At 66.7% G+C, this 19,010-nt stretch carries 21 protein-coding genes; 14 read left to right on the top strand and 7 right to left on the bottom strand.

The window, feature by feature from the left end:
• The first annotated feature begins 37 nt into the window (after window positions 1-37).
• The 14 genes from AAFM92_13445 (at window position 38) to AAFM92_13510 (ending at window position 12,102) form a co-directional block, all read left to right on the top strand.
• A complete protein-coding gene (locus AAFM92_13445) occupies window positions 38-910 on the top strand; it encodes a polyprenyl synthetase family protein (protein MEL7301382.1) in 873 nt (290 codons plus the stop codon).
• A 12-nt stretch (window positions 911-922) separates the two neighbouring features.
• Window positions 923-2,062 carry a methyltransferase gene (locus AAFM92_13450; GenBank protein MEL7301383.1) on the top strand — a complete coding sequence of 380 codons (1,140 nt, stop codon included), beginning with the start codon at window positions 923-925 and terminating at the stop codon, window positions 2,060-2,062.
• A gap of 128 nt (window positions 2,063-2,190) precedes the next feature.
• Entirely contained in the window at window positions 2,191-3,129 is a 939-nt protein-coding gene (gene bchC, locus AAFM92_13455) for a chlorophyll synthesis pathway protein BchC (protein ID MEL7301384.1), read from the top strand.
• Window positions 3,126-4,124: a chlorophyllide a reductase iron protein subunit X gene (locus AAFM92_13460; protein MEL7301385.1), complete on the top strand. Its 999-nt coding sequence runs from the start codon at window positions 3,126-3,128 to the stop codon at window positions 4,122-4,124. The genes bchC and AAFM92_13460 overlap by 4 nt, the downstream gene beginning before the upstream one ends.
• A gap of 69 nt (window positions 4,125-4,193) precedes the next feature.
• Entirely contained in the window at window positions 4,194-5,783 is a 1,590-nt protein-coding gene (gene bchY / locus AAFM92_13465; protein MEL7301386.1) for a chlorophyllide a reductase subunit Y, read from the top strand.
• A 154-nt stretch (window positions 5,784-5,937) separates the two neighbouring features.
• The gene (bchZ, locus tag AAFM92_13470) at window positions 5,938-7,434 is read left to right on the top strand and encodes a chlorophyllide a reductase subunit Z (GenBank protein ID MEL7301387.1); all 1,497 of its coding nucleotides are present in this window, start codon (window positions 5,938-5,940) and stop codon (window positions 7,432-7,434) included.
• Window positions 7,431-7,688 carry a cytochrome PufQ gene (gene pufQ, locus AAFM92_13475; GenBank protein MEL7301388.1) on the top strand — a complete coding sequence of 86 codons (258 nt, stop codon included), beginning with the start codon at window positions 7,431-7,433 and terminating at the stop codon, window positions 7,686-7,688. Before bchZ ends, pufQ begins: the two co-directional genes overlap by 4 nt.
• A 251-nt stretch (window positions 7,689-7,939) precedes the next feature.
• Complete coding sequence (gene pufB / locus AAFM92_13480; GenBank protein ID MEL7301389.1) at window positions 7,940-8,095, top strand: light-harvesting antenna LH1, beta subunit; 156 nt, start codon at window positions 7,940-7,942, stop codon at window positions 8,093-8,095.
• Between the two features lie 15 nt (window positions 8,096-8,110).
• Window positions 8,111-8,266: a light-harvesting antenna LH1, alpha subunit gene (gene pufA, locus AAFM92_13485; GenBank protein ID MEL7301390.1), complete on the top strand. Its 156-nt coding sequence runs from the start codon at window positions 8,111-8,113 to the stop codon at window positions 8,264-8,266.
• Window positions 8,267-8,396: 130 nt separating this feature from the next.
• On the top strand, window positions 8,397-9,227 hold the full coding sequence (pufL, locus tag AAFM92_13490) for a photosynthetic reaction center subunit L (GenBank protein MEL7301391.1): 831 nt from the start codon (window positions 8,397-8,399) through the stop codon (window positions 9,225-9,227).
• Window positions 9,228-9,241: 14 nt separating this feature from the next.
• Window positions 9,242-10,171 (top strand): photosynthetic reaction center subunit M, encoded by a 930-nt coding sequence (pufM, locus tag AAFM92_13495; GenBank protein ID MEL7301392.1) that lies wholly within the window; start codon window positions 9,242-9,244, stop codon window positions 10,169-10,171.
• A gap of 14 nt (window positions 10,172-10,185) precedes the next feature.
• Window positions 10,186-10,425, top strand: coding sequence for an RC-LH1 core complex protein PufX (pufX, locus tag AAFM92_13500; protein ID MEL7301393.1), 240 nt, complete (start codon window positions 10,186-10,188; stop codon window positions 10,423-10,425).
• Window positions 10,426-10,650: 225 nt separating this feature from the next.
• Window positions 10,651-11,031, top strand: coding sequence for a GFA family protein (locus tag AAFM92_13505; GenBank protein ID MEL7301394.1), 381 nt, complete (start codon window positions 10,651-10,653; stop codon window positions 11,029-11,031).
• Between the two features lie 63 nt (window positions 11,032-11,094).
• Window positions 11,095-12,102, top strand: coding sequence for a sodium-dependent bicarbonate transport family permease (locus AAFM92_13510; protein ID MEL7301395.1), 1,008 nt, complete (start codon window positions 11,095-11,097; stop codon window positions 12,100-12,102).
• Here AAFM92_13510 and AAFM92_13515 read toward each other — a convergent pair.
• The 7 genes from AAFM92_13515 to AAFM92_13545 all read right to left on the bottom strand — a co-directional run bounded on the left by AAFM92_13515 (window position 12,099) and on the right by AAFM92_13545 (window position 18,762).
• Window positions 12,099-12,416, bottom strand: coding sequence for a P-II family nitrogen regulator (locus AAFM92_13515; protein MEL7301396.1), 318 nt, complete (start codon window positions 12,414-12,416; stop codon window positions 12,099-12,101). The genes AAFM92_13510 and AAFM92_13515 overlap by 4 nt on opposite strands.
• 65 nt (window positions 12,417-12,481) lie before the next feature.
• A complete protein-coding gene (gene idi, locus AAFM92_13520) occupies window positions 12,482-13,003 on the bottom strand; it encodes an isopentenyl-diphosphate Delta-isomerase (protein ID MEL7301397.1) in 522 nt (173 codons plus the stop codon).
• Window positions 13,004-13,010: 7 nt separating this feature from the next.
• A complete protein-coding gene (locus AAFM92_13525) occupies window positions 13,011-14,186 on the bottom strand; it encodes a geranylgeranyl diphosphate reductase (protein MEL7301398.1) in 1,176 nt (391 codons plus the stop codon).
• Window positions 14,187-14,188: 2 nt separating this feature from the next.
• The gene (locus AAFM92_13530; GenBank protein ID MEL7301399.1) at window positions 14,189-15,463 is read right to left on the bottom strand and encodes a PucC family protein; all 1,275 of its coding nucleotides are present in this window, start codon (window positions 15,461-15,463) and stop codon (window positions 14,189-14,191) included.
• A complete protein-coding gene (chlG, locus tag AAFM92_13535; GenBank protein MEL7301400.1) occupies window positions 15,460-16,359 on the bottom strand; it encodes a chlorophyll synthase ChlG in 900 nt (299 codons plus the stop codon). The genes AAFM92_13530 and chlG overlap by 4 nt, the downstream gene beginning before the upstream one ends.
• Window positions 16,360-16,483: 124 nt before the next feature.
• Window positions 16,484-17,878, bottom strand: coding sequence for a transcriptional regulator PpsR (gene ppsR / locus AAFM92_13540; GenBank protein MEL7301401.1), 1,395 nt, complete (start codon window positions 17,876-17,878; stop codon window positions 16,484-16,486).
• 53 nt (window positions 17,879-17,931) lie between these two features.
• Window positions 17,932-18,762, bottom strand: coding sequence for a cobalamin-dependent protein (locus AAFM92_13545; GenBank protein ID MEL7301402.1), 831 nt, complete (start codon window positions 18,760-18,762; stop codon window positions 17,932-17,934).
• Window positions 18,763-19,010 lie beyond the last annotated feature (248 nt).

The following is a 19,010-nucleotide window of genomic DNA, read 5'->3' on the forward strand; positions in this document are numbered from 1 at the left end:
GCGCCCCTTCGCCTGAAAGATCCGGGGAGATCGCCGCATGGAACAGCGAATCGAAGCCGCCATCGCCGCGGCCATCCGGATCGGGCAGGGGTCTGGTGCTGTCCCCGCCCGGCTGTCTGCCGCGCTGGCTTACGCCGTGACACCCGGCGGGGCACGGATCCGACCAACCATTCTGACATCCGTGGCCATGGCCTGCGGAGATGATGCGCCGGAGATCACCGATGCCGCTGCGGCGGCGCTCGAGCTCATCCATTGCGCCTCCCTCGTCCATGACGACATGCCTTGCTTCGACGACGCGGATATGCGGCGCGGCAAGGCCTCGGTGCATCGCGCATTCTCCGAGCCGCTGGCGCTCCTCACGGGCGACAGCCTGATCGTGCTGGCATTTGAAACTCTCGGGCGTGCTGCCGCCCACGATCCCATGCGGGCCGCCCACCTCACCGTCGCTCTCGCGCAGCGGACGGGCATGCCCCATGGCATTTGCGCCGGGCAGGGCTGGGAGAGTGAGGCCGAGGTTGATCTCGATGCCTATCACCGCGCCAAGACCGGCGCGCTCTTCATCGCTGCCACGCAGATGGGAGCCATCGCCGCTGGGCAGGATGCGGAGCCGTGGGAAGAGCTCGGTGCGCGCATCGGGCAGAGCTTCCAGATCGCCGATGACCTGCGCGACGCGCTCTATGACGAGGCGGCGCTGGGCAAGCCCGCCGGGCAGGATGACCTGCATGGACGCCCCAACGCTGTCTCGATGCTCGGCGTCAAAGGCGCCATTGCGAAGCTCGATGACACGCTCGCCGGGGCCATCGCGTCGATCCCGCACTGCGCTGGCGAGGCGATGCTGGCCGACATGGTGCGCCGCTATGCCGAGCGGCTGACCCCGCTCTTCGCCGCGGCGCGCACCGCCGCCGAATAGCGAGGCGGTCCCGTGAACGATACGCGCCGCATTCCCGTGCCCGAGGAGGGTCCCGGTCGCTTTGGGAGTGGTCCACGCGCGTGGCTCCTCAGGCTCGCGGCAAGTCCACGTTTCCAGCGCTTCGCCGCCCGCAATCCCCTCCTCGCCCGCAAGGCGCGACGGGAGGGCGAGGCGATCTTCGATCTCATGGCGGGCTTCGTGAAGTCCCAGGTGCTCTTTGCCATCGTCGACATGGACGTGCTGACGCGGTTGAGCCATGGGCCATGCGCGGCAGAGGCGGCGGCACCGGGCCTGCCGGCGAAGAACGCACGCCTCCTGATGGATGCCGCCTGCGCCACCGGTCTCGTTTCGAAGGGTCGCAGGGGCTATCGCCTCACCACGCGCGGGGCCGCGTTTCTCGCCGTCCCTGGCGGGCAGGCCTTGGTCCGCCATCACGCGATCTTCTACCGCGACATGGCCGATCCGTCCGCGCTCCTGCGTGGGGATGCGGCGCCCGAGCTCGCGCGCTTCTGGCCCTATGTCTTTGGTGCGGGGGCCGCCGAGGATCCCGAACAGGCGCGCGCCTACTCCGATCTCATGGCGGACACCCAGCGCCTCGTGGCGGATGACACGCTGCGGATGGTGGATCTCTCAGGTGCCCGGGAGGTGCTCGATGTGGGCGGCGGCACGGGCGCGTTCCTGACGGCGCTGGGGCAGGCGTGCCACGAGCCTCGGCTCCATCTTTTCGATCTTCCCGCCGTGGCGCCGTGGGCCGAGAGCCGCTTTCGCGCGGCGGGCCTGTCGCAGCGGGCGCGGATCACGCAGGGCTCCTTCCGCGATGACCCGCTCCCCACCGGTGCCGACGTCATCACGCTAGTCCGCGTGCTCTACGATCACGACGATGCAACGGTGCGCGCGCTTCTCGAAAAGGCGCGGTCCGCTCTGCCGGAGGGGGGTCGCATCGTCATCTCCGAGCCCATGACCGGCGGCGCGCGGCCCCATGTTCCGGGGGATGTCTATTTCGCGTTCTACACGTTGTGCATGGAGACGGGTCAGGCTCGCTCCCAGGCGCGCATCGCGGAGCTTCTCGCCGAGGCCGGATTCGAGCGTATCGAGGCGCCGCCCGCGCGGCGCGCCTTCGTGACATCCCTGGTGACCGCATTCCGTCGCTGAACCTGACAATTCTTTGTCCAGTTCAATTGACATAGCGATGTGTAAGGTTAGACTGACACTCACAGCCAGGCCCCCGCTCCGAGTCCCGACTCGCCAGCGCGCGGCACGACGACAAGGGAGCACGACCCGTGCACACAACCGCCGTTCTTATGTCCGAGCCAGGCAGGCTTGGGCTTGAGACCGTGGCCCTCAAGGCCCCGGAAGCGGGGGACGTCGTCGTCGAGATTGCGCATTCCGCGATCTCGACCGGCACTGAAAAGCTCTTCTATTCCGGTGACATGCCGCCCTTCCCGGGCTCAGGCTTCCCGCTCGTGCCCGGCTACGAGGCCACTGGCGCGGTCGTCGAAACCAGCCCCGGCACGGGCCTTTCCGTGGGCGATACCGTCTTTGTCCCGGGTGCGGATTGCTACGATGGTGCCTTCGGGCTTTTCGGCGGCGCGACGAAGCGTTTGGTGACGCGCGCCGCCCGCGCCGTGAAAATCGATTCTACCATGGGGGCGTCAGGTGCCCTCCTGGCGCTCGCCGCCACGGCGCGCCACGCCCTGGCCGCGCCCGGTGCCGCGCTGCCCGACCTCATCGTCGGGCACGGCACGCTGGGCCGGCTCCTGGCGCGGCTCACGATCATCGCCGGTGCGCCCGCGCCCACGGTCTGGGAGGTCAATCCCTCTCGTCGGGGCGCGCGCGACTACGACGTCATCGACCCCGCCAAGGACGAGCGCCACGACTACCGCGCGATCTACGATGCCTCCGGGCAGGGCGCGCTTCTCGACACGTTCATCTCGCGCCTCGCCAAGGGCGGAGAGATCACGCTCGCGGGCTTCTACAGCGCGCCGCTTTCATTCGCCTTTCCCTCCGCCTTCCTCAAGGAAGCACGTCTGCGCGTGGCGGCGGAATGGGACAAGGCCGACCTCGACGCCGTGCGCAGCCTCATCGACAGCGGCGCGCTCGACCTCGACGATCTGATCACCCATCGCGCCGCCGCAACGGACGCTAAAGAGGCTTACGAAACCGCGTTCAGCGATCCCGCCTGCCTCAAGATGACCCTCGACTGGAGCGATATCGCATGAAGGACGTCCCCAATCTCAAGGACTTCTCGACCCGCCTCCGCGAAGAAGCGAACGAGGATCTGGCCGACGTCATCACCGACGAGCCCACCAAGAAGACGCAGATCATCGCGATCTACGGCAAGGGTGGCATCGGCAAATCCTTCACGCTCGCGAACCTGAGCCACATGATGGCCGAGCAGGGCAAGCGGGTGCTGCTCATCGGCTGCGACCCGAAATCAGACACGACCTCGCTCCTCTTCGGGGGCAAGGCCTGCCCGACGATCATCGAGACCTCCACCAAGAAGAAGCTCGCGGGCGAGGAAGTTGCCGTTGGCGATGTCTGCTTCAAGCGGGGCGGCGTTTTCGCCATGGAACTCGGCGGGCCCGAGGTGGGCCGCGGCTGCGGCGGGCGCGGTATCATTCACGGCTTCGAGACGCTGGAGAAGCTGGGCTTTCACGATTGGGATTTCGACTACGTTTTGCTTGATTTCCTGGGCGACGTGGTCTGCGGCGGCTTTGGCCTGCCCATCGCGCGCGACATGGCGCAGAAAGTGATCCTCGTCGGCTCGAACGACCTTCAGTCGCTCTACGTGGCCAACAACGTCTGCTCGGCGGTGGAGTATTTCCGCAAGCTCGGTGGCAATGTCGGCGTGGCCGGTCTCGTCATCAACAAGGATGATGGATCGGGCGAGGCGCAAGCCTTTGCCAAGGCCGTGGACATCCCCGTTCTCGCGTCCATTCCGCAGGACGACGACCTCCGCAAGAAATCCGCCAATTATCAGATCGTCGGCACCGCCGAGAGCCAGTGGGGCGCCTTGTTCGCCGAGCTGGGTCTCAACGTTGCCGAGGCCCCGCCGGTGCGCCCGCAGCCCCTCACCCAAGATGGATTGCTTGACCTTTTTGATGGCTCGGACACCGGCGCGGGCGTGGTTTTGGAGCCCGCCACGGACGCGGACATGCGCGGCAAGAACGCCGCGCCGAAAGTGTCGCTCGAGGTGGTCTACGACGATGCGTGAGCGCCTGATCCTCCAGGCCCTCGGCGGCGCAATGACCCGGGCAGAGGCCCAGGGCGGAGCGTGCGCGCCGTGAGTTTCGAGGTCAAATACGACGTGGCCGACGAGGCCCGTGTGGACGCCGTGACCGAGCGCGAGAGCCCTCCGGCCCTCGACCGCGCACCGGCCTTGCCGAGCGACCCCGCTGCGCCCGTGGGCTGCCATTCCTCCGCCGACAGGATGGAGGCCGAGGCCCGCGCCAATGGCAATTCCGAGATGCTCGAGCGCTTTGCCGAGGACTATCCACAGGGCCCCCACGACAAGCCTCAGAGCATGTGCCCGGCCTTCGGCTCGCTCCGCGTGGGGCTCCGGATGCGGCGGGTCGCGACCGTGCTCTCCGGGTCCGCCTGCTGCGTCTACGGGCTCACCTTCATCAGCCACTTCTACGGCGCCCGGCGCTCGGTGGGCTACGTGCCGTTCAACTCAGAGACGCTGGTGACCGGCAAGCTCTTCGAGGACATCCGCGACAGCGTCTACAAGATGGCCGACCCCGAGAAGTTCGATGCCATCGTTGTCACGAACCTCTGCGTGCCGACGGCCTCCGGCGTTCCGCTCAGGCTTTTGCCCAATGAGATCAACGGCGTGCGCGTCGTGGGCATCGATGTGCCGGGCTTCGGCATCCCCACCCATGCGGAGGCCAAGGATGTCCTTGCTGGCGCGATGCTCAATTTCGCCCGTCAGGAGATCGAGGCTGGCCCCGTGCCCGCGCCCGAGAAGGCGCGCGATGGGCGGCCCTCGGTGGCGCTTCTCGGCGAGATGTTTCCTGCGGACCCGATGATGATCGGCGCGATGCTCGCCCCGCTCGGGCTTGCCGCGGGACCGGTCGTGCCCTGCCGCGAGTGGCGGGAGCTTTACAGCGCGCTCGATTGCGGCGCGGTGGCGGCCATCCATCCGTTCTACACCGCGGCCATGCGCGAATTCACCGCCGCGGGCAAACCCATCGTCGGCTCCGCGCCCGTGGGCTATGACGGCACCGCGTCCTGGCTCACGTCCATCGGCGAGGCCTTCGGATTGCCGGCGGCGCGGGTGGATGCCGCCAAGAACGCATTCCTGCCCGCCATCAAGGACGCCCTCGCGCGGACGCCCATCAAAGGGCGCATTACCCTGAGCGGGTATGAAGGCTCCGAGCTCCTCGTCGCGCGCCTCCTTGTCGAGAGTGGTGCCGATCTCCGCTACGTGGGCAGCGCCTGCCCCAAGACACCTTATTCCGCGGACGATGCGGCGTGGCTCGAGGCCAAGGGCGTAGAGGTCAAGTTCCGCGCTTCGCTCGAGGATGATTGCGCGGCCATGGAGGCCCATGACCCGGACCTGACCGTCGGCACGACGCCCGTCGTGCAGAAGGCCAAGGAGCGGGCAATCCCCTCGCTCTATTACACCAATCTCATTTCCGCGCGGCCCCTCATGGGCCCGGCAGGGGCGGGATCGCTCGCGACGGTCATGAACGCGGCCATGCAGAACCGGGGCCGCATGACCCACATGAAGCATTTCTTCGAGGGCGTCGGCGGCGGCGACACGGCGGGGGTCTGGGAAGGCGCGCCGAACCTGCGGCCGGACTTCCGCGCCGCCCATCAGAAGAAGCTCGACAAGCAGGCCCGCGCGGCCAAAGCGGCGGAGATGATCTGATGACCGCGCGCTTCGTTCATACGCTCGCTCCCGCAGCACAGCCCAGATCGCCCACCGGACACGAGCCGCGCCCTGCGCGCGCAGACCGCATGCATACCGCGGGTGCTGCAAACGTTCACGCCGCCGGCTGGCGCCAAACTCACGGAGGTGCGTCATGCTAGTGCAAGACCATGATCGCGCCGGAGGCTATTGGGGTGCCGTCTACGCGTTCTGCGCCGTCAAGGGCCTGCAATGCGTGATCGACGGTCCCGTGGGTTGCGAGAACCTGCCGGTGACCTCCGTCCTCCACTACACAGACGGCCTGCCGCCGCATGAGCTGCCCATCGTGGTGACGGGCCTCGGCGAGGAAGAGCTGGGCCGCGACGGCACCGAGGGCGCCATGAAGCGCGCCTGGGGCACGCTCGACCCCGCGCTCCCGGCTGTGGTCGTAACGGGCTCCATCGCCGAGATGATCGGCGGCGGCGTCACGCCCCAGGGCACCAATATCCAGCGGTTCCTGCCGCGGACGATCGACGAGGATCAGTGGGAATGCGCGGACCGCGCCATGACCTGGATCTTCACCGAATTCGGGCAAACGAAGGGCCGCATGCCCCGCGAGGCCAAGCGCGAGGAAGGTGCAAAGCCCCGCGTCAATATCCTCGGTCCGATGTACGGCACCTTCAACATGCCCTCCGATCTCGCAGAGATCCGGCGCCTCATCGAAGGCATCGGAGCAGAGATCAACATGACCCATCCGCTCGGCGCGCATGTCGCGGAGATGCGGAACCTCGTCAATGCGGACGTCAATGTCGTGATGTACCGCGAGTTCGGGCGCGGGTTGGCAGAGCTTCTCGGGAAGCCCTACCTTCAAGCGCCCGTCGGGGTCGAGTCCACCACCAAGTTTTTGCGGACCCTTGGTGAACTCCTCGGACTCGACCCCGAACCTTTCATCGAGCGCGAGAAGCATTCCACGATCAAACCGGTCTGGGATCTCTGGCGCTCGGTCACGCAGGATTTCTTTGCCACGGCCTCCTTCGGGATCGTGGCGAACGAGACCTATGCGCGAGGGGTTCGAAACTTCCTGGAGCAGGATCTCGGCTTTCCCTGCGATTTCGCGGTGGCCCGCTGCCGGGGCAAGAAGACCGACAATGACGAGGTGCGCGCGCTTCTGCACGAGAAGAAGCCGCTCATCGTCTTGGGCTCCATCAACGAGAAAATGTACATGTCAGAATTGAAGGCAGGCCATGGTCCGCGGCCCGCCTTCATCCCGGCGAGTTTCCCGGGTGCGGCCATCAGGCGGCACGTGGGCACGCCCTTCATGGGCTATGCCGGGGCCACTTACCTGTTGCAGGAGGTCTGCAACGGGCTCTTCGACGCGCTCTTCCACATCCTGCCGCTGGGCTCGGAGCTGGACGCGTCCGAGGCGACACCTGCGACGCTGAGGAGCGATTTCCCCTGGGACGAAGACGCCCAGCAGGAGCTCGACCGCATCGTCGCAACCTATCCGATCCTGACCCGGATCTCGGCGGCCAAGGGGCTGCGCGACCGGGCCGAGAAGGCCGCGCTCGATGCCGGTGCCTCCCGCGTTCTGCGGGAGACGGTGGCCGCTCTCGCGCAGGACAGACCAGAAGACGCGGCGGCAACGACCGCTGAGGAGGGAGTGACCGCATGACGGACGCAACAAACGACGTGCCTGTCGAAACGCCCATGGGCGCCAGCGAAAGCGCGGTGAGCCGGATCCGGCGCAGCGCGCCCCGGCGCGAGTACTACGCGTATTTCGCGATCATCTTCGTGGCGGCGCTGCCGCTCTCGTTCCTGACCTGGGCGCTCGCCGCCGGTCGCCAGCTCGCGCTGCCGGAGAAGGGCCCCATCGCGCGGGCCTGGAGCCAAGCGCGGATCATCACGCCGATGATCTTCCATGCGTGAGCGCCACACGTCCCGGGCCTGACCCGGGACCTCGCCCTCCCGACGGGGGCAAAGAATAGAATTGGTGGTTGCTGGTCCGCCGGCCGCCATCACCCATACCCGGGAGCCGCAACGAACGGGTGCCATCGATCTCTCTTCCGGTCCCTCGGGTCCGGGGGGGAGGCACCTGACGCGGCGTGTCCTTCGGGGCGCGGCGCGGCGGAACCCGGCCGCGGGGTGCGCGGCGTCAGTCACCTCTCGGAGGTAATACTATGGCTGATAAAACCGACCTGTCCTTCACGGGTCTCACGGACGAGCAGGCGCAAGAGCTGCACTCGGTGTATATGAGCGGGCTGACGGTGTTCACCATCGTGGCCGTGGTCGCTCATATCCTGACGTACATCAAACTGCCCTGGTTCGCCTGGTAAAGGGAGCAGAGACACATGGCACAGTTCTACAAGATCTGGCTGGTTTTCGACCCTCGCCGCGTTTTCGTGGCGCAGGGCGTCTTCCTGTTCCTGCTGGCAGCGATGATTCACCTCGTCCTGCTCAGCAACGACACGACCAACTGGTTCACGCTCGCCTTCTCGGGCGGCTGAGCCAACGCGTGGCATGACTGCTGCGGGCGGGGCCAGCGCCTCGCCCGCGGCAAACCCCAATCACGGTCGATCCCCTCTCGCTTAGGTCCGCAAGCCTGCGAGGGACGCCACCAAGCGGAGATTTTTGAAGATGGCGATGCTATCATTCGAAAGAAAATATCGCGTCCGCGGAGGGACGCTTGTCGGCGGCGATCTGTTCGACTTCTGGGTAGGCCCCTACTACGTGGGCTTTTTCGGTGTGACGACGATCTTCTTCGCCGGCCTCGGCACGCTGCTGATCTTCATCAGCACGGCGCAGGACGGCGTGTTCAACCCCTGGCTCATCTCCATCGAGCCCCCCGCGCTCGAATATGGGCTGGGCGCCGCGCCATTGCGCGAAGGCGGGTATTGGCAACTCGTCACCATATGCGCCATCGGGGCCTTCATCAGCTGGATGATGCGCGAGGTGGAGATCAGTCGAAAACTCGGCATCGGGTACCACGTGCCCTTCGCCTTCGGCATCGCGATCCTCGCCTATGTGACGCTCGTCGTCATCCGGCCCGTGCTCATGGGCGCCTGGGGCCACGGCTTCCCCTATGGCATCTTCAGCCACCTGAACTGGGTGAACAACGTGGGCTATGCCTACGGCAACTTCCACTACAACCCCGCCCACATGGTCGCGATCACGTTCTTCTTCACGACGACGCTCGCGCTCGCGCTGCACGGCGCGCTGGTGCTCTCGGCGGCGAACCCCGGCAAGGGGCTCGAGGCCAAGTCGCCCGACCACGAGGACACGTTCTTCCGTGATTTCGTCGGCTACTCGGTGGGCACGCTCGGCATCCATCGCCTGGGCCTGCTCCTCGCGCTCAATGCGGGCATCTGGTCGGCGATCTGCATCGTGATCTCGGGCACCGTCTGGTTCGAGGCCTGGGTCGTCTGGTGGGATTGGTATCTCGATCTGCCCTGGTGGGCGGACCTGTAAAGAAAGGATGCGATATGCCTGAATATCAAAACATCTTCACCCAGGTCCAGGTTCGGGGCGAACCCGAATGGGGCATGGATAACGAGCTCAACCTCATCGAAGAGCGTGCGGGGAGCCCCGGCTTCTCCACCCTCCTCGGCTGGCTCGGCAACGCGCAGCTCGGCCCCATCTACCTGGGCGGGCTGGGCGTGGTGTCCATCGCCACCGGCATCGCCTGGTTCTTCATCGTGGGCATGAGCTTTTGGGCGCAAGTGGATTACTCGCCCGCGCTCTTCCTGCGCGAGCTCTTCTACCTCGCGCTCGAGCCGCCCTTCCCGGAATACGGCCTGTCGATCCCGCCCCTCGATGAAGGCGGCTGGTATCTCATTGCCTCGTTCTTCCTGCTCATCAGCGTGCTGACCTGGTTCGCCCGGTCGTGGATGCTCGCCGATCAGCTCGGGATGGGAAAGCATGTCTGCTATGCCTTCGCCTCCGCGATCTGGCTCTTCCTCGTGCTCGGCCTCATCCGGCCGGTGCTCATGGGCAGCTGGTCGGAGGCGGTGCCCTACGGCATCTTCCCGCATCTCGACTGGACGAACCTGTTCTCCATCACCTGGGGCAACCTCTTCTACAATCCGTTCCACGCGCTCTCGATCGTGTTCCTCTATGGCTCGGCTCTGCTCTTTGCCATGCACGGCGCCACGATCCTCGCCACTGCCCGCTTCGGCGGCGACCGCGAGCTCGAGCAGATCTATGATCGCGGAACGGCCTCGGAGCGGGCGGGCCTCTTCTGGCGCTGGACCATGGGGTTCAACGCCACGATGGAAGGCATTCACCGCTGGGCCTGGTGGTTTGCGGTGCTGACAACGCTCACGGGCGGCATAGGTATCCTGCTCACCGGCACCGTGGTGGACGACTGGTTCGCCTGGGCTGTCGAGCGTGGCTACGGCTTCGAACGCTACTAAGGGGAGGCTGAGATATGGCTGACGACAACAACAACCTGCTCGGCATGTCGGAAACGCAGCGCATGCGCTACGACATCCTCGGCCTTATGATGAAGGGCGCGGCCTATGCCGCTCTCCTCCTCATCGCCTGCTGGGCCTTCGTCTATGTCTTCGTGATAATCAGCTGGTTCCTGCCGCCGGAAAGCCAGGAAGCACAGGACCCAACGCCGCTCAGTTTCGAGCTCTCCGTGATCGAGGCCCTGCCCGTCGCGTGACATTCGCCGGGGCGGACGCGAGCCGCCGCCCCGGTGCCAAGTTCGGGTGTCTCATCGGCTTTCGAGGCATCCGTCCCTCGGGGTTTCGACCCCGGTTCCCTTCCTGTTGGCTACAGGACACTGGCGCCGCGGAGCATTGCTCTCGCGGCGCTTTTTTCTGTCCTACGCCCCGGATGCGGACAGTGAAGCCGCCTTTTGCTAGGCTCTCCGCGGGGAGGGGCAGACATGGCCGAGACATTCACGGGCGGCTGTAAATGCGGGCGCGTCAGCTACAGCGGCACACGCGCCGAGGCGACCATGTTTCGCTGCTATTGCCGCGATTGCCAGCAACTCACCGGCGCCGGCCATGCCGAGATGGTCCCGCTCCGCGCCGAGGGCTTCGAGATCACAGGCACCTACAGGACCTATCAGATGACCGGCGGGTCGGGGCAGGCCACGTGGAGCGGCTTCTGCGGCGAGTGCGGCGCGCCGCTCACACGCCAGAGCGCGCGCAATGCAGGCACGATCTACGTCCATGCGGGCTCGCTCCACGACCCCAGCCGCTACGCGCCCGAACGACAGATCTGCAAAGACAGTGCCCAGCCCTGGGACCGGCCCGCGCGCTAGGGTGCCGAAGCCGGGTTTCTTCCCGCCCGGCGCGGGCTATATACGCCCCACGGCGAGGGGCTCATGGACGTACTTTTAGACTTTCTCTTGCGGGTGCTGCTGCAGTTCCAGTCCCCGTCCCTTGCGTTCCTGATCGGCGGCATTCTCATCGCCGCCGCCGGATCGAAGCTCGAGATCCCCGATGCCGTCTACCAGTTCGCCGTGTTCATGCTGCTCATGCGCATCGGCCTCAACGGGGGCATGGAGATCAGGGATGCCGACCTCACGGTGATCATCCTGCCGGCGCTCGCGGCTTTCGGCCTCGGCGCGCTGATCGTGCTTCTCGGCTGGATCACCCTTGCGCGCCTGCCCTCCATCGCCCGCGAGGACGCCATCGCCACCGCAGGCCTCTTCGGCGCGGTCAGCGCTTCGACGCTCGGCGCGGCCATGGTCGTCCTCGAGGCCGAGGGCATCACCTACGAGGCCTGGGTCCCGGCGCTGTATCCCTTCATGGATATCCCGGCCCTCGTGCTCGCTATCGTCCTGGCAGGGCTCCACAAGGCGCGCAAGACCGGCGGCGCGGCGGCGCGGATTTCGGTGCGGGCGATCGTCGTCGACAGCCTGCGCGGCGCGGCCCTCTCCGCGCTCATCCTCGGCCTGCTTCTGGGCCTCTTCACCCGGCCCGAGCGCGTCTTCGAGACGTTCTATGACCCGCTCTTCCGCGGGCTGCTTTCGGTCTTGATGCTCACCATGGGGATGGAGGCCTGGGCCCGGCTTTCCGAGCTGCGCCGCGTGGCGCATTGGTACGTTGTCTACGCGATCGCCGCGCCGATCACCCACGGCCTCATCGCCTTCGGGATCGGCTACGGCATTCACCTGGTCACGGGCTTCTCGCCCGGGGGCGTGGTGCTCCTGGCGATCCTCGCGGCGTCCTCTTCCGATATCTCCGGCCCACCGACGCTCCGCGCCGCGATCCCGGCAGCGAACCCGTCGGCCTATATCGGGGCGTCGACCAGCGTCGGCACACCGATCTCCATCGGGCTCTGCATCCCGCTCTTCGTGGCACTCGCGCAGGTGGTCTTCGAGATCTAGACCTTGAACTTGTGGGGGCGGAGGATCTCCACGGGCATCACGTAGGCGATGCCGGAGTAATTGTCGAAATAGCGCGCGGCGACGGCCTCGATGATGGCCTCTGCTGCGGCCTTGTCTGCCACGATCACCTCGATACGCACGTTCGTCTGAACGCCTGAAACAGCCGCGCCCTTGATCCGGCGCATCCCCCGGGAGCCCTTTCCGCCGGCGGGCGTGTGGGTATAGCCGGTGGCACCCATTTCCTCCACGATGGCGGCGACCCCGTCGAGGATGCTGCGCTCCGTGATGATGACGACCTTCTGCGCTGCGTGCATGGCATCCTCCCTCGCGCGCTAGCCTAGGCCACCTCACGGCGTGGGCAATGGCTTTTCGTGAGGCCTCAGGCCTTCATCAGGCCGCCGAAGATCTTCTCGGAATGCTGCGCGAGGTAGATCCGGATCCACGGCGTGAACCGCTCCGGGCGCCGCGCGATCTCGGCCTTGAGTTCGTAGAGGTCCATCCAGCGCACATCGACGACCTCGTCGGGATTGAGCGTCATCTTGAGGCTCTTGGAGGCTGGCGCGATGAAGATGTCGGCCACCTCGTGCTCGATGAGCCCGCCGCCCACCTCCGCGCGGTATTCCACGCGATCGCGGTGCGCGGGGTAGAGGCCGGTGATCCCAAGCTCGTCATCGAGGCGGCGCACGGCGCAATCGGCCGGGTCCTCGTCCCAGTGGGGATGGGTACAGCAGGTATTCGCCCAGAGGCCGGGCGTGTGGTATTTCCCGTGAGCGCGTTGCTGGAGCAGCACCTCCATGCCGTCCATGACAAAGACGCTCACGGCCTTATGCTTGAGGCCGCGCTGATGCACCTCGAGCTTCTCGACCGGCGTCAGAACGCCATCGACCCAGGCCGGGATCATATCCATCTCACACATGCTCCGGTTTTACGATGCCCATCAGGTGGGCGAGGTTCTTGATGCCGATCTTGACGTGGGCCAGGGGCCGCGCCGCCACGAGCTTTTTGTTCATATATGCCTCGAAGGTGAGGCGCTGCACGTCGACATCATGACACAGGGAGACGAAGCGCTCGCGGCGCTCGTCGGACTTGTAATAGGCGTCCTGCATGGCGCCGAGGACCTTGAAGACGTTCTTGTGCTCTTTCATGAAGGCCCGCCGGGCCTGGGCCAGCGCCCGCGCCTCGCCCGTGGCGAGCGCGCTTTCGACGGCGAGAGCGGCCACGCGGCCGCCCATCATGGCGTAATAGATACCCTCGCCAGAGGAAGGCGCCACGACCCCCGCGGCATCGCCCGCCAGCACGACGTCGCGGTCGTTGTCCCATTTGTCGAGCGGTTTCAGCGGGATAGGCGCGCCTTCCTTGCGGATCGTCTCGCAGCCCTCGAGGCCAGAGGCGCGGCGGAGGTCGGCGGTGCGCGCCTTGAGATCGACGCTCATGTCCTCGGTGCCCATGCCCACGCTGGCGGACTGGCCGTGGGGAAAGACCCAGCCGTAGAAATCGGGCGAGATCGCCCCGTCATAGACCACGTCGCAGCGCGCGGGGTCGTAGCTGCCGACCTTCCCGGGTGCCTTGATGATCTCGTGATAGGCCACGACGTAGCGGCCTTTGCCCGCACCCGGGACCTCGGCGGCGGCCACGCGGCTCTTGGCGCCGTCGGCGCCGATGATCATGCGCGTCTCGAGCGCCACCTCTTCCTTCTGCCGGTCGCGGTAGATGACCTTGGGATGTGGGCCCGCGCGGTCCACGCGCAGGAAGGTGCCGGTGTGTCGCTCCGCGCCGCTTTCGGCAGCGCGCACGCGCAGGAATTCGTCGAAATGCTCCCGGTCGACCATGCCCACGAAGCCGTTTTCGATGGGGATGTCGACCTGCCGCTGGGTGGGCGAGATCATGCGCGCGGTGTTGATCTTGGCCACGAGCTGCGCGTCGGGGATGTCGAAATCGGTGATGAGACGGGGTGGGATCGCGCCGCCGCAGGGCTTGATGCGGCCTGCCCGGTCGATGAGGGCCACGCGGTGCCCGGTGCGGGCGAGGTCTTCTGCGGCGGTGGCACCGGAGGGTCCGCCCCCGACGACGACGACGTCAAACATGTTCATTCTCCGGGTTGAAGGGCTTGGCGTTCGGCGGGCTCGGCGACCGCGGCTGGCTGGCCGAGGATGCGCAGCGCCATGAGCGCGGCGGCGCAGAAGAGCACCGCTTCGAGCGTGAAGACAGTGGCGTAGGCGGCGGCATCGGGCAGGACCATGCGGATGAGATCGAGGAGCCCCGTGGCGAGGAGCCCCGCGGCACCCGCGGCGATGGCCTGTGCGGCGCCGAAGACGCCCATGCGCGTGCCCGTGGCGCCCTCGCGCTCCGAGCTCAGCGCCATCATGGAGCCCACGGCGCCCACGACGAACATCCCGTTCCCGAGCCCGAGTGCCACCGAGGCCGCCACGAGGGGCATCTGCGCGCCGAGCGCGAGGAGCCCGGCCGCCGAGAGAATGCAGCCCGCCACCGCCCAGGCGCGAAGGCTGCCGATGCGGAAGGCTGAGAAGATGCCTGCGAGGAGCATGCCCAAGAGCGCCGCGCCGTCCTTGCCACCGGAGAGCTTCGTGGAGTCCTCGGGGGAGAGGCCGTGCACGTGGCCCGCGAAGGGCTCGAAGATGAGCTCGCTCAGGTAGAAGGCGAGGATCGCGAGGAAGACGAAGCCCGTGAAGCGCCGCGCGGCGCGGTCCTCCCACGTGGCGCGGAGGGCGGGCATGAGCTCGGTATGCTCAGGCGCGGGGGCTTTGCCCAGCCAGCGTTCCACGCCCCATGTCGCCAGGACGCAAAGAAGGACTGCGATCACGGCCACCGCGCTCACCACCACCACGAGGCGCTCGGGTGAATAGGGCTCGAGCGCGATGCCGGTGCCAATGGAGGCGGCGATGGCTCCCGCGATGAGGAAGAGCCATGCCACGGTCGCCGCCGCGCCTTTGCCGCGGCCGGACGTGACCGTGGCCAGAAGCGCAAGGAAGGATGTGCCCGCCGCGCCGATCCCGAGGCCGAGGGCCGCGTAGGCCGCGATCCAGATGGCGAGTGCGAGCGAGGCGGAGCTGCCCGCCACGTCGATGGCCCAAGCCGCGGCCACGATGGCGCCAGCTGTGAGCGCGATGCCGCCGAGGATGAAGGGCGTCCGCCCCCCTTTCGCGTCCGAGCGGTGGCCCCAAACGGGCCGCGTGAGCTGGACGCCGTAATGGAGCGCCACGAGGAGGCCCGGCAGCAAGGCAGGGAGCGCGAGCTCCACCGTCATGAGCCGGTTGAAGAGATTGACGGGCAGCGCCGCGAGCCCGCCGATGGCGGCGTTCACCAGGCAGAGCCGCGCGATGGTGAGCCAGCCCGCGCTCATCCGAGCCCCCGGAGCGCCACGGCGGCGATCATCATGCCCGCCACATAGGCGCCGACACCCGGTCCGTTATACCACGGCGCGAGGCCCTTCGGATCCCGGAGCAAGGTGGCCATGGCCCACCCTTGCACCCCGAGAAGGCCGGCAATGGCGGCGGCGTGGCCGGGGCGGCCGAGGGCGAGGAGGAGCGCGATGACCGCGATCTGCGCGCAGGCCATGACGATGCAGGCGAGGCGCGCGGCGCGTTCGGGGCCGAGCGTGACCGGGAGCGAGCGCAGGCCCATCTGGCGATCACCCTCCAAGGCCTTGAAATCGTTGAGCGTCATGATGCCATGCGCGCCGATGCCGTAGAGCAGGGCCACGGCGACGATCTCCCAGCGGGGCAGGCCCGCCACCATGATGGCGGCGCCCGTGAACCAGGGCAGGCTCTCGTAGGAAAGGCCCACGAGAGCCGGGCCCCACCAGCCGGAGCGCTTCGCACGGACGGGTTCCGCGCTGTAGGCCCAGGCGGCGAGGACGGCGGCCACGGTGGCGCCGAAGCCCCAAGGCCCGAGCTGCCAGCCCACGATCAGGGCAAGGAGCGACATGGCCAGTGCGATCCAGAGGCCCCAGCGGCCGGGGATCCGGCCCGAGGGGATCGGGCGGTCGGGCTCGTTGATGGCGTCCACGTGCCGGTCGCACCAGTCGTTGGCGGCCTGGCTCATCCCGCAGGTGATAGGGCCGGCGAGCACGATCCCGAGGAGCGCCAGCGCCCAGGCCTCAGAAAGGCCCGCGCCCGAGGAGACGATGCCGCAGAGATAGGCCCACATGGGCGGGAACCACGTGATCGGCTTGATCAGCGTGAGCGCTGCGACGGGCTCCGGAAACCTGCGAATCTGAAGGGTGCCTGCGGACGACATGTGTCAACTATACTGGACACAATCTGTCCAGCAAGGATTACATTGCCGCACGCGAGTGGGGCTGCCACGAATTCTTGCAAGAATTCGTGGCCCTGGGCGGGGCCGATTGTCTGGAGTTTCGAGCTCAGCCGTCCTTGGCGAGAAGGCCGTATTTGCGCAGCTTCACGTAGAGCGACTGCCGCGATAGGCCGAGCATCTCCGCGGCGGCCACGCGATTGTTGCGCGTGAGCTCCACGGCGGTCTCGATGCACATCTTTTCAACAACATCGGTCGTCTCCGACACGATGTCCTTCAAAGAAGCGGAGCCCACGAGCTCCATGATCGAGCGCATGGCGTCATCGCCCACGGCGACGCCGGGCTTGCGCACGGCCTCCACGCGGGAGGCGTCGCGGATCACGAAGACGAAGCTCGGATGCGCGCGGTCATCGAGATAAGTCGCGGAGATCTCCACGCTCACCGCCGCGCCGTATTCCCCGGCGAGCTTGGTGGCGTACATCCGCATCTGTCCGGCCCGGGCCGCGTTCTCGAGGAGGACCTTGAGGTCCACCGTCCCGCGCGCGAGGTAATCGCCCAGCGACCGGCCTTTGACGTTGGTGAGGTGGGTGGCGTCGGCGAGGCTCAGGAAGCTTTCGTTGGCCGAGCGGATCACCCCCTCGCGGTCGGTGAAGACGATGGCGTCCACGCCTTCCTGGTAGAGGCCGGAGAGATTTTCGCTCAGCTCGTCGTTCACGGCCTCGCTGGATTCGGCCAGATCGAGGCGGCAAAGCAGGAGCCGCTCGCCGGAGGCTCGGAAGACCTTCGGCTGGATGCTCACGTCTTTCTGGGAGCGGCGCGCCTGGAGGGTCACGGTGCGGCGATCATCGGCGATGGCCGCGTTGGTCAGGCTCTCCAGGAACTCGCCGCGCCGGCGGCCCTCGAACTCCTGGGCGAAGGCGTGGCCGAGGATGTCGTCCCGCTTCCCGCCGAGCATTTTTGCTGCAGCGGCGTTAAGATCCGTTACGCGCCCGTTGGAGACCTGCACGAAAACGAGCGCCTCGGCGGTCGTGTCCATGAGCACCCGGTAGCGCGTGTCATATTCGCGCTGCGTTTCGTAATCCCGCTCCAGCGCGATCTGCGCCTTCACCAATTGTTGCTGCATTTCGGCGATCGGGCGCAGGTCGCGGCCAAGCATCAGTAGCGCGCCATCGGGGGTGATTCGGTGAAAAGTGTACCGGATCGGGAATTCCCACGCCTTGCGATCGAGGTGATTGAGCTCCACCGCGCGGCCGGCATCGGGCCCGCCGAGCGCCGCCAGTTTGGCATCGAGCTTGGGCACGCTTTCGGGCGTGAGCACGTCGCGGACATTGCGCCCTTCCCAGTGCTCGACCGTCTCGAGGGCTTTGGTGTCGCGGTTCACGAGAACCGACAGGATCGTGGCGTCCGAGGAGATCACGAGCGACAGGTCCGAGGCCGAGGAGATGATACCGCCCAACATCTCTGGGGCGATCAGGGGGATCGACCCGGTGGACCAGTATTTCATCCCCCGCGAGGTCACGGGTCCAAACTCGGTGGATTGATCTGACGCGTCATCGTCTAGCCCCCCGAACCCGAGTGTCCTGGCAACGCGACGGCGCGCACTGGGATCGTCAGCCCGCATGCCTTCAAGGCCTCTTCTGGATTGTTTGATACGTAATCTGCACCGGTGAGTGTCTTGATATCCGTGTCTATGTCCATCACCGAGCCGCCGAGCACGATGGGGGTGTTCGACCGCGATGCGGTTCTGACACAATTCACCATATCCCGGATCGATTCAAGTCTCTGCGACGAGGCCGCGGAGATAAGCACGGCGTTGTAATCATGGGTTTCTACGAGCTCCGACAGCTCGCCGAGGCCGAGGCCGAGCGCCATGTGCGGTGCGATGCCGAAGCGGCGCAGCTGATCTGCAAGAACGCTGGCGCCAAGCGTATGGTAGGCGTCCTGCGGGACGGCCACGAGCACGCTCTGGGCGCCGGGGTCAGTGACCTGCGGCGCGCGCATATCTCTGAGAATGGCCTGCAGGCGTGCTGAGCCGATCGTAACGTCGGCAAAGCTCATCTGATCTTCGCACCACGCCACGCCGAGCTTCTGGGCGGCGGCAGGAATGTAGCGATCCACGACCTTCGCGCGGCTCACGCCCGCGGCGGTGAAGCGGGCGAGAACCGCCTCGCGCGGGGCGTTGTCAAAACACATGACAGCGGCAATGAGCTCTTCGAGAAGGTCTTCGCGGAGCGCGCTTCGCGACACGTTGGAATTGGACGCAACAACAGAGAGCACCCGCGAGGCGAGCGCTTCGACGGTGCCTGGTGCACCTCGACCGCCGGACACTCCAGCGCCAAAATTGGCTGGCTTTCCCGTTGAACGGCCCTGGTCTGGGCCTTCGGACATCAATACGTTCCTCAAGGTCTCGCGCACCGCATCTCGCCACCAGGATTGATGGCTGTGGGTTGCGGACCTACGGGTATCAGTGTTCCGCACTGTCTCTTCATTGTCAAAACACTTTGACATTTCAGCCTCTCTCGCGGGGCATCCGCGGCCTCTCCTGACAGGTGATGCGCGGCCCGTCTCGCTGCAAGGCGGGGCGTCAATGCGCCCGGCGTCTTCGTTCAGGCGGCCGAAAGTGTCAACCTATCAAG

This window comes from Pseudomonadota bacterium (genome assembly GCA_038533575.1).
In the GTDB taxonomy this organism is placed as follows: Bacteria; Pseudomonadota; Alphaproteobacteria; order Rhodobacterales; family Rhodobacteraceae; genus Shimia_B.

Coding starts and splice junctions, on each gene's coding strand:
- chlG (MEL7301400.1), bottom strand. CDS start 16,359: ATGTCGTCCGCAGGCACCCTTCAGATTCGCAGGTTTCCGGAGCCCGTC.
- pufL (MEL7301391.1), top strand. CDS start 8,397: ATGGCGATGCTATCATTCGAAAGAAAATATCGCGTCCGCGGAGGGACG.
- AAFM92_13545 (MEL7301402.1), bottom strand. CDS start 18,762: ATGTCCGAAGGCCCAGACCAGGGCCGTTCAACGGGAAAGCCAGCCAAT.
- pufX (MEL7301393.1), top strand. CDS start 10,186: ATGGCTGACGACAACAACAACCTGCTCGGCATGTCGGAAACGCAGCGC.
- pufA (MEL7301390.1), top strand. CDS start 8,111: ATGGCACAGTTCTACAAGATCTGGCTGGTTTTCGACCCTCGCCGCGTT.
- AAFM92_13530 (MEL7301399.1), bottom strand. CDS start 15,463: ATGAGCGCGGGCTGGCTCACCATCGCGCGGCTCTGCCTGGTGAACGCC.
- bchZ (MEL7301387.1), top strand. CDS start 5,938: ATGCTAGTGCAAGACCATGATCGCGCCGGAGGCTATTGGGGTGCCGTC.
- AAFM92_13525 (MEL7301398.1), bottom strand. CDS start 14,186: ATGTTTGACGTCGTCGTCGTCGGGGGCGGACCCTCCGGTGCCACCGCC.
- pufM (MEL7301392.1), top strand. CDS start 9,242: ATGCCTGAATATCAAAACATCTTCACCCAGGTCCAGGTTCGGGGCGAA.
- pufQ (MEL7301388.1), top strand. CDS start 7,431: ATGACGGACGCAACAAACGACGTGCCTGTCGAAACGCCCATGGGCGCC.
- pufB (MEL7301389.1), top strand. CDS start 7,940: ATGGCTGATAAAACCGACCTGTCCTTCACGGGTCTCACGGACGAGCAG.
- AAFM92_13445 (MEL7301382.1), top strand. CDS start 38: ATGGAACAGCGAATCGAAGCCGCCATCGCCGCGGCCATCCGGATCGGG.
- AAFM92_13460 (MEL7301385.1), top strand. CDS start 3,126: ATGAAGGACGTCCCCAATCTCAAGGACTTCTCGACCCGCCTCCGCGAA.
- idi (MEL7301397.1), bottom strand. CDS start 13,003: ATGATCCCGGCCTGGGTCGATGGCGTTCTGACGCCGGTCGAGAAGCTC.
- ppsR (MEL7301401.1), bottom strand. CDS start 17,878: ATGAAATACTGGTCCACCGGGTCGATCCCCCTGATCGCCCCAGAGATG.
- AAFM92_13510 (MEL7301395.1), top strand. CDS start 11,095: ATGGACGTACTTTTAGACTTTCTCTTGCGGGTGCTGCTGCAGTTCCAG.
- AAFM92_13505 (MEL7301394.1), top strand. CDS start 10,651: ATGGCCGAGACATTCACGGGCGGCTGTAAATGCGGGCGCGTCAGCTAC.
- AAFM92_13515 (MEL7301396.1), bottom strand. CDS start 12,416: ATGCACGCAGCGCAGAAGGTCGTCATCATCACGGAGCGCAGCATCCTC.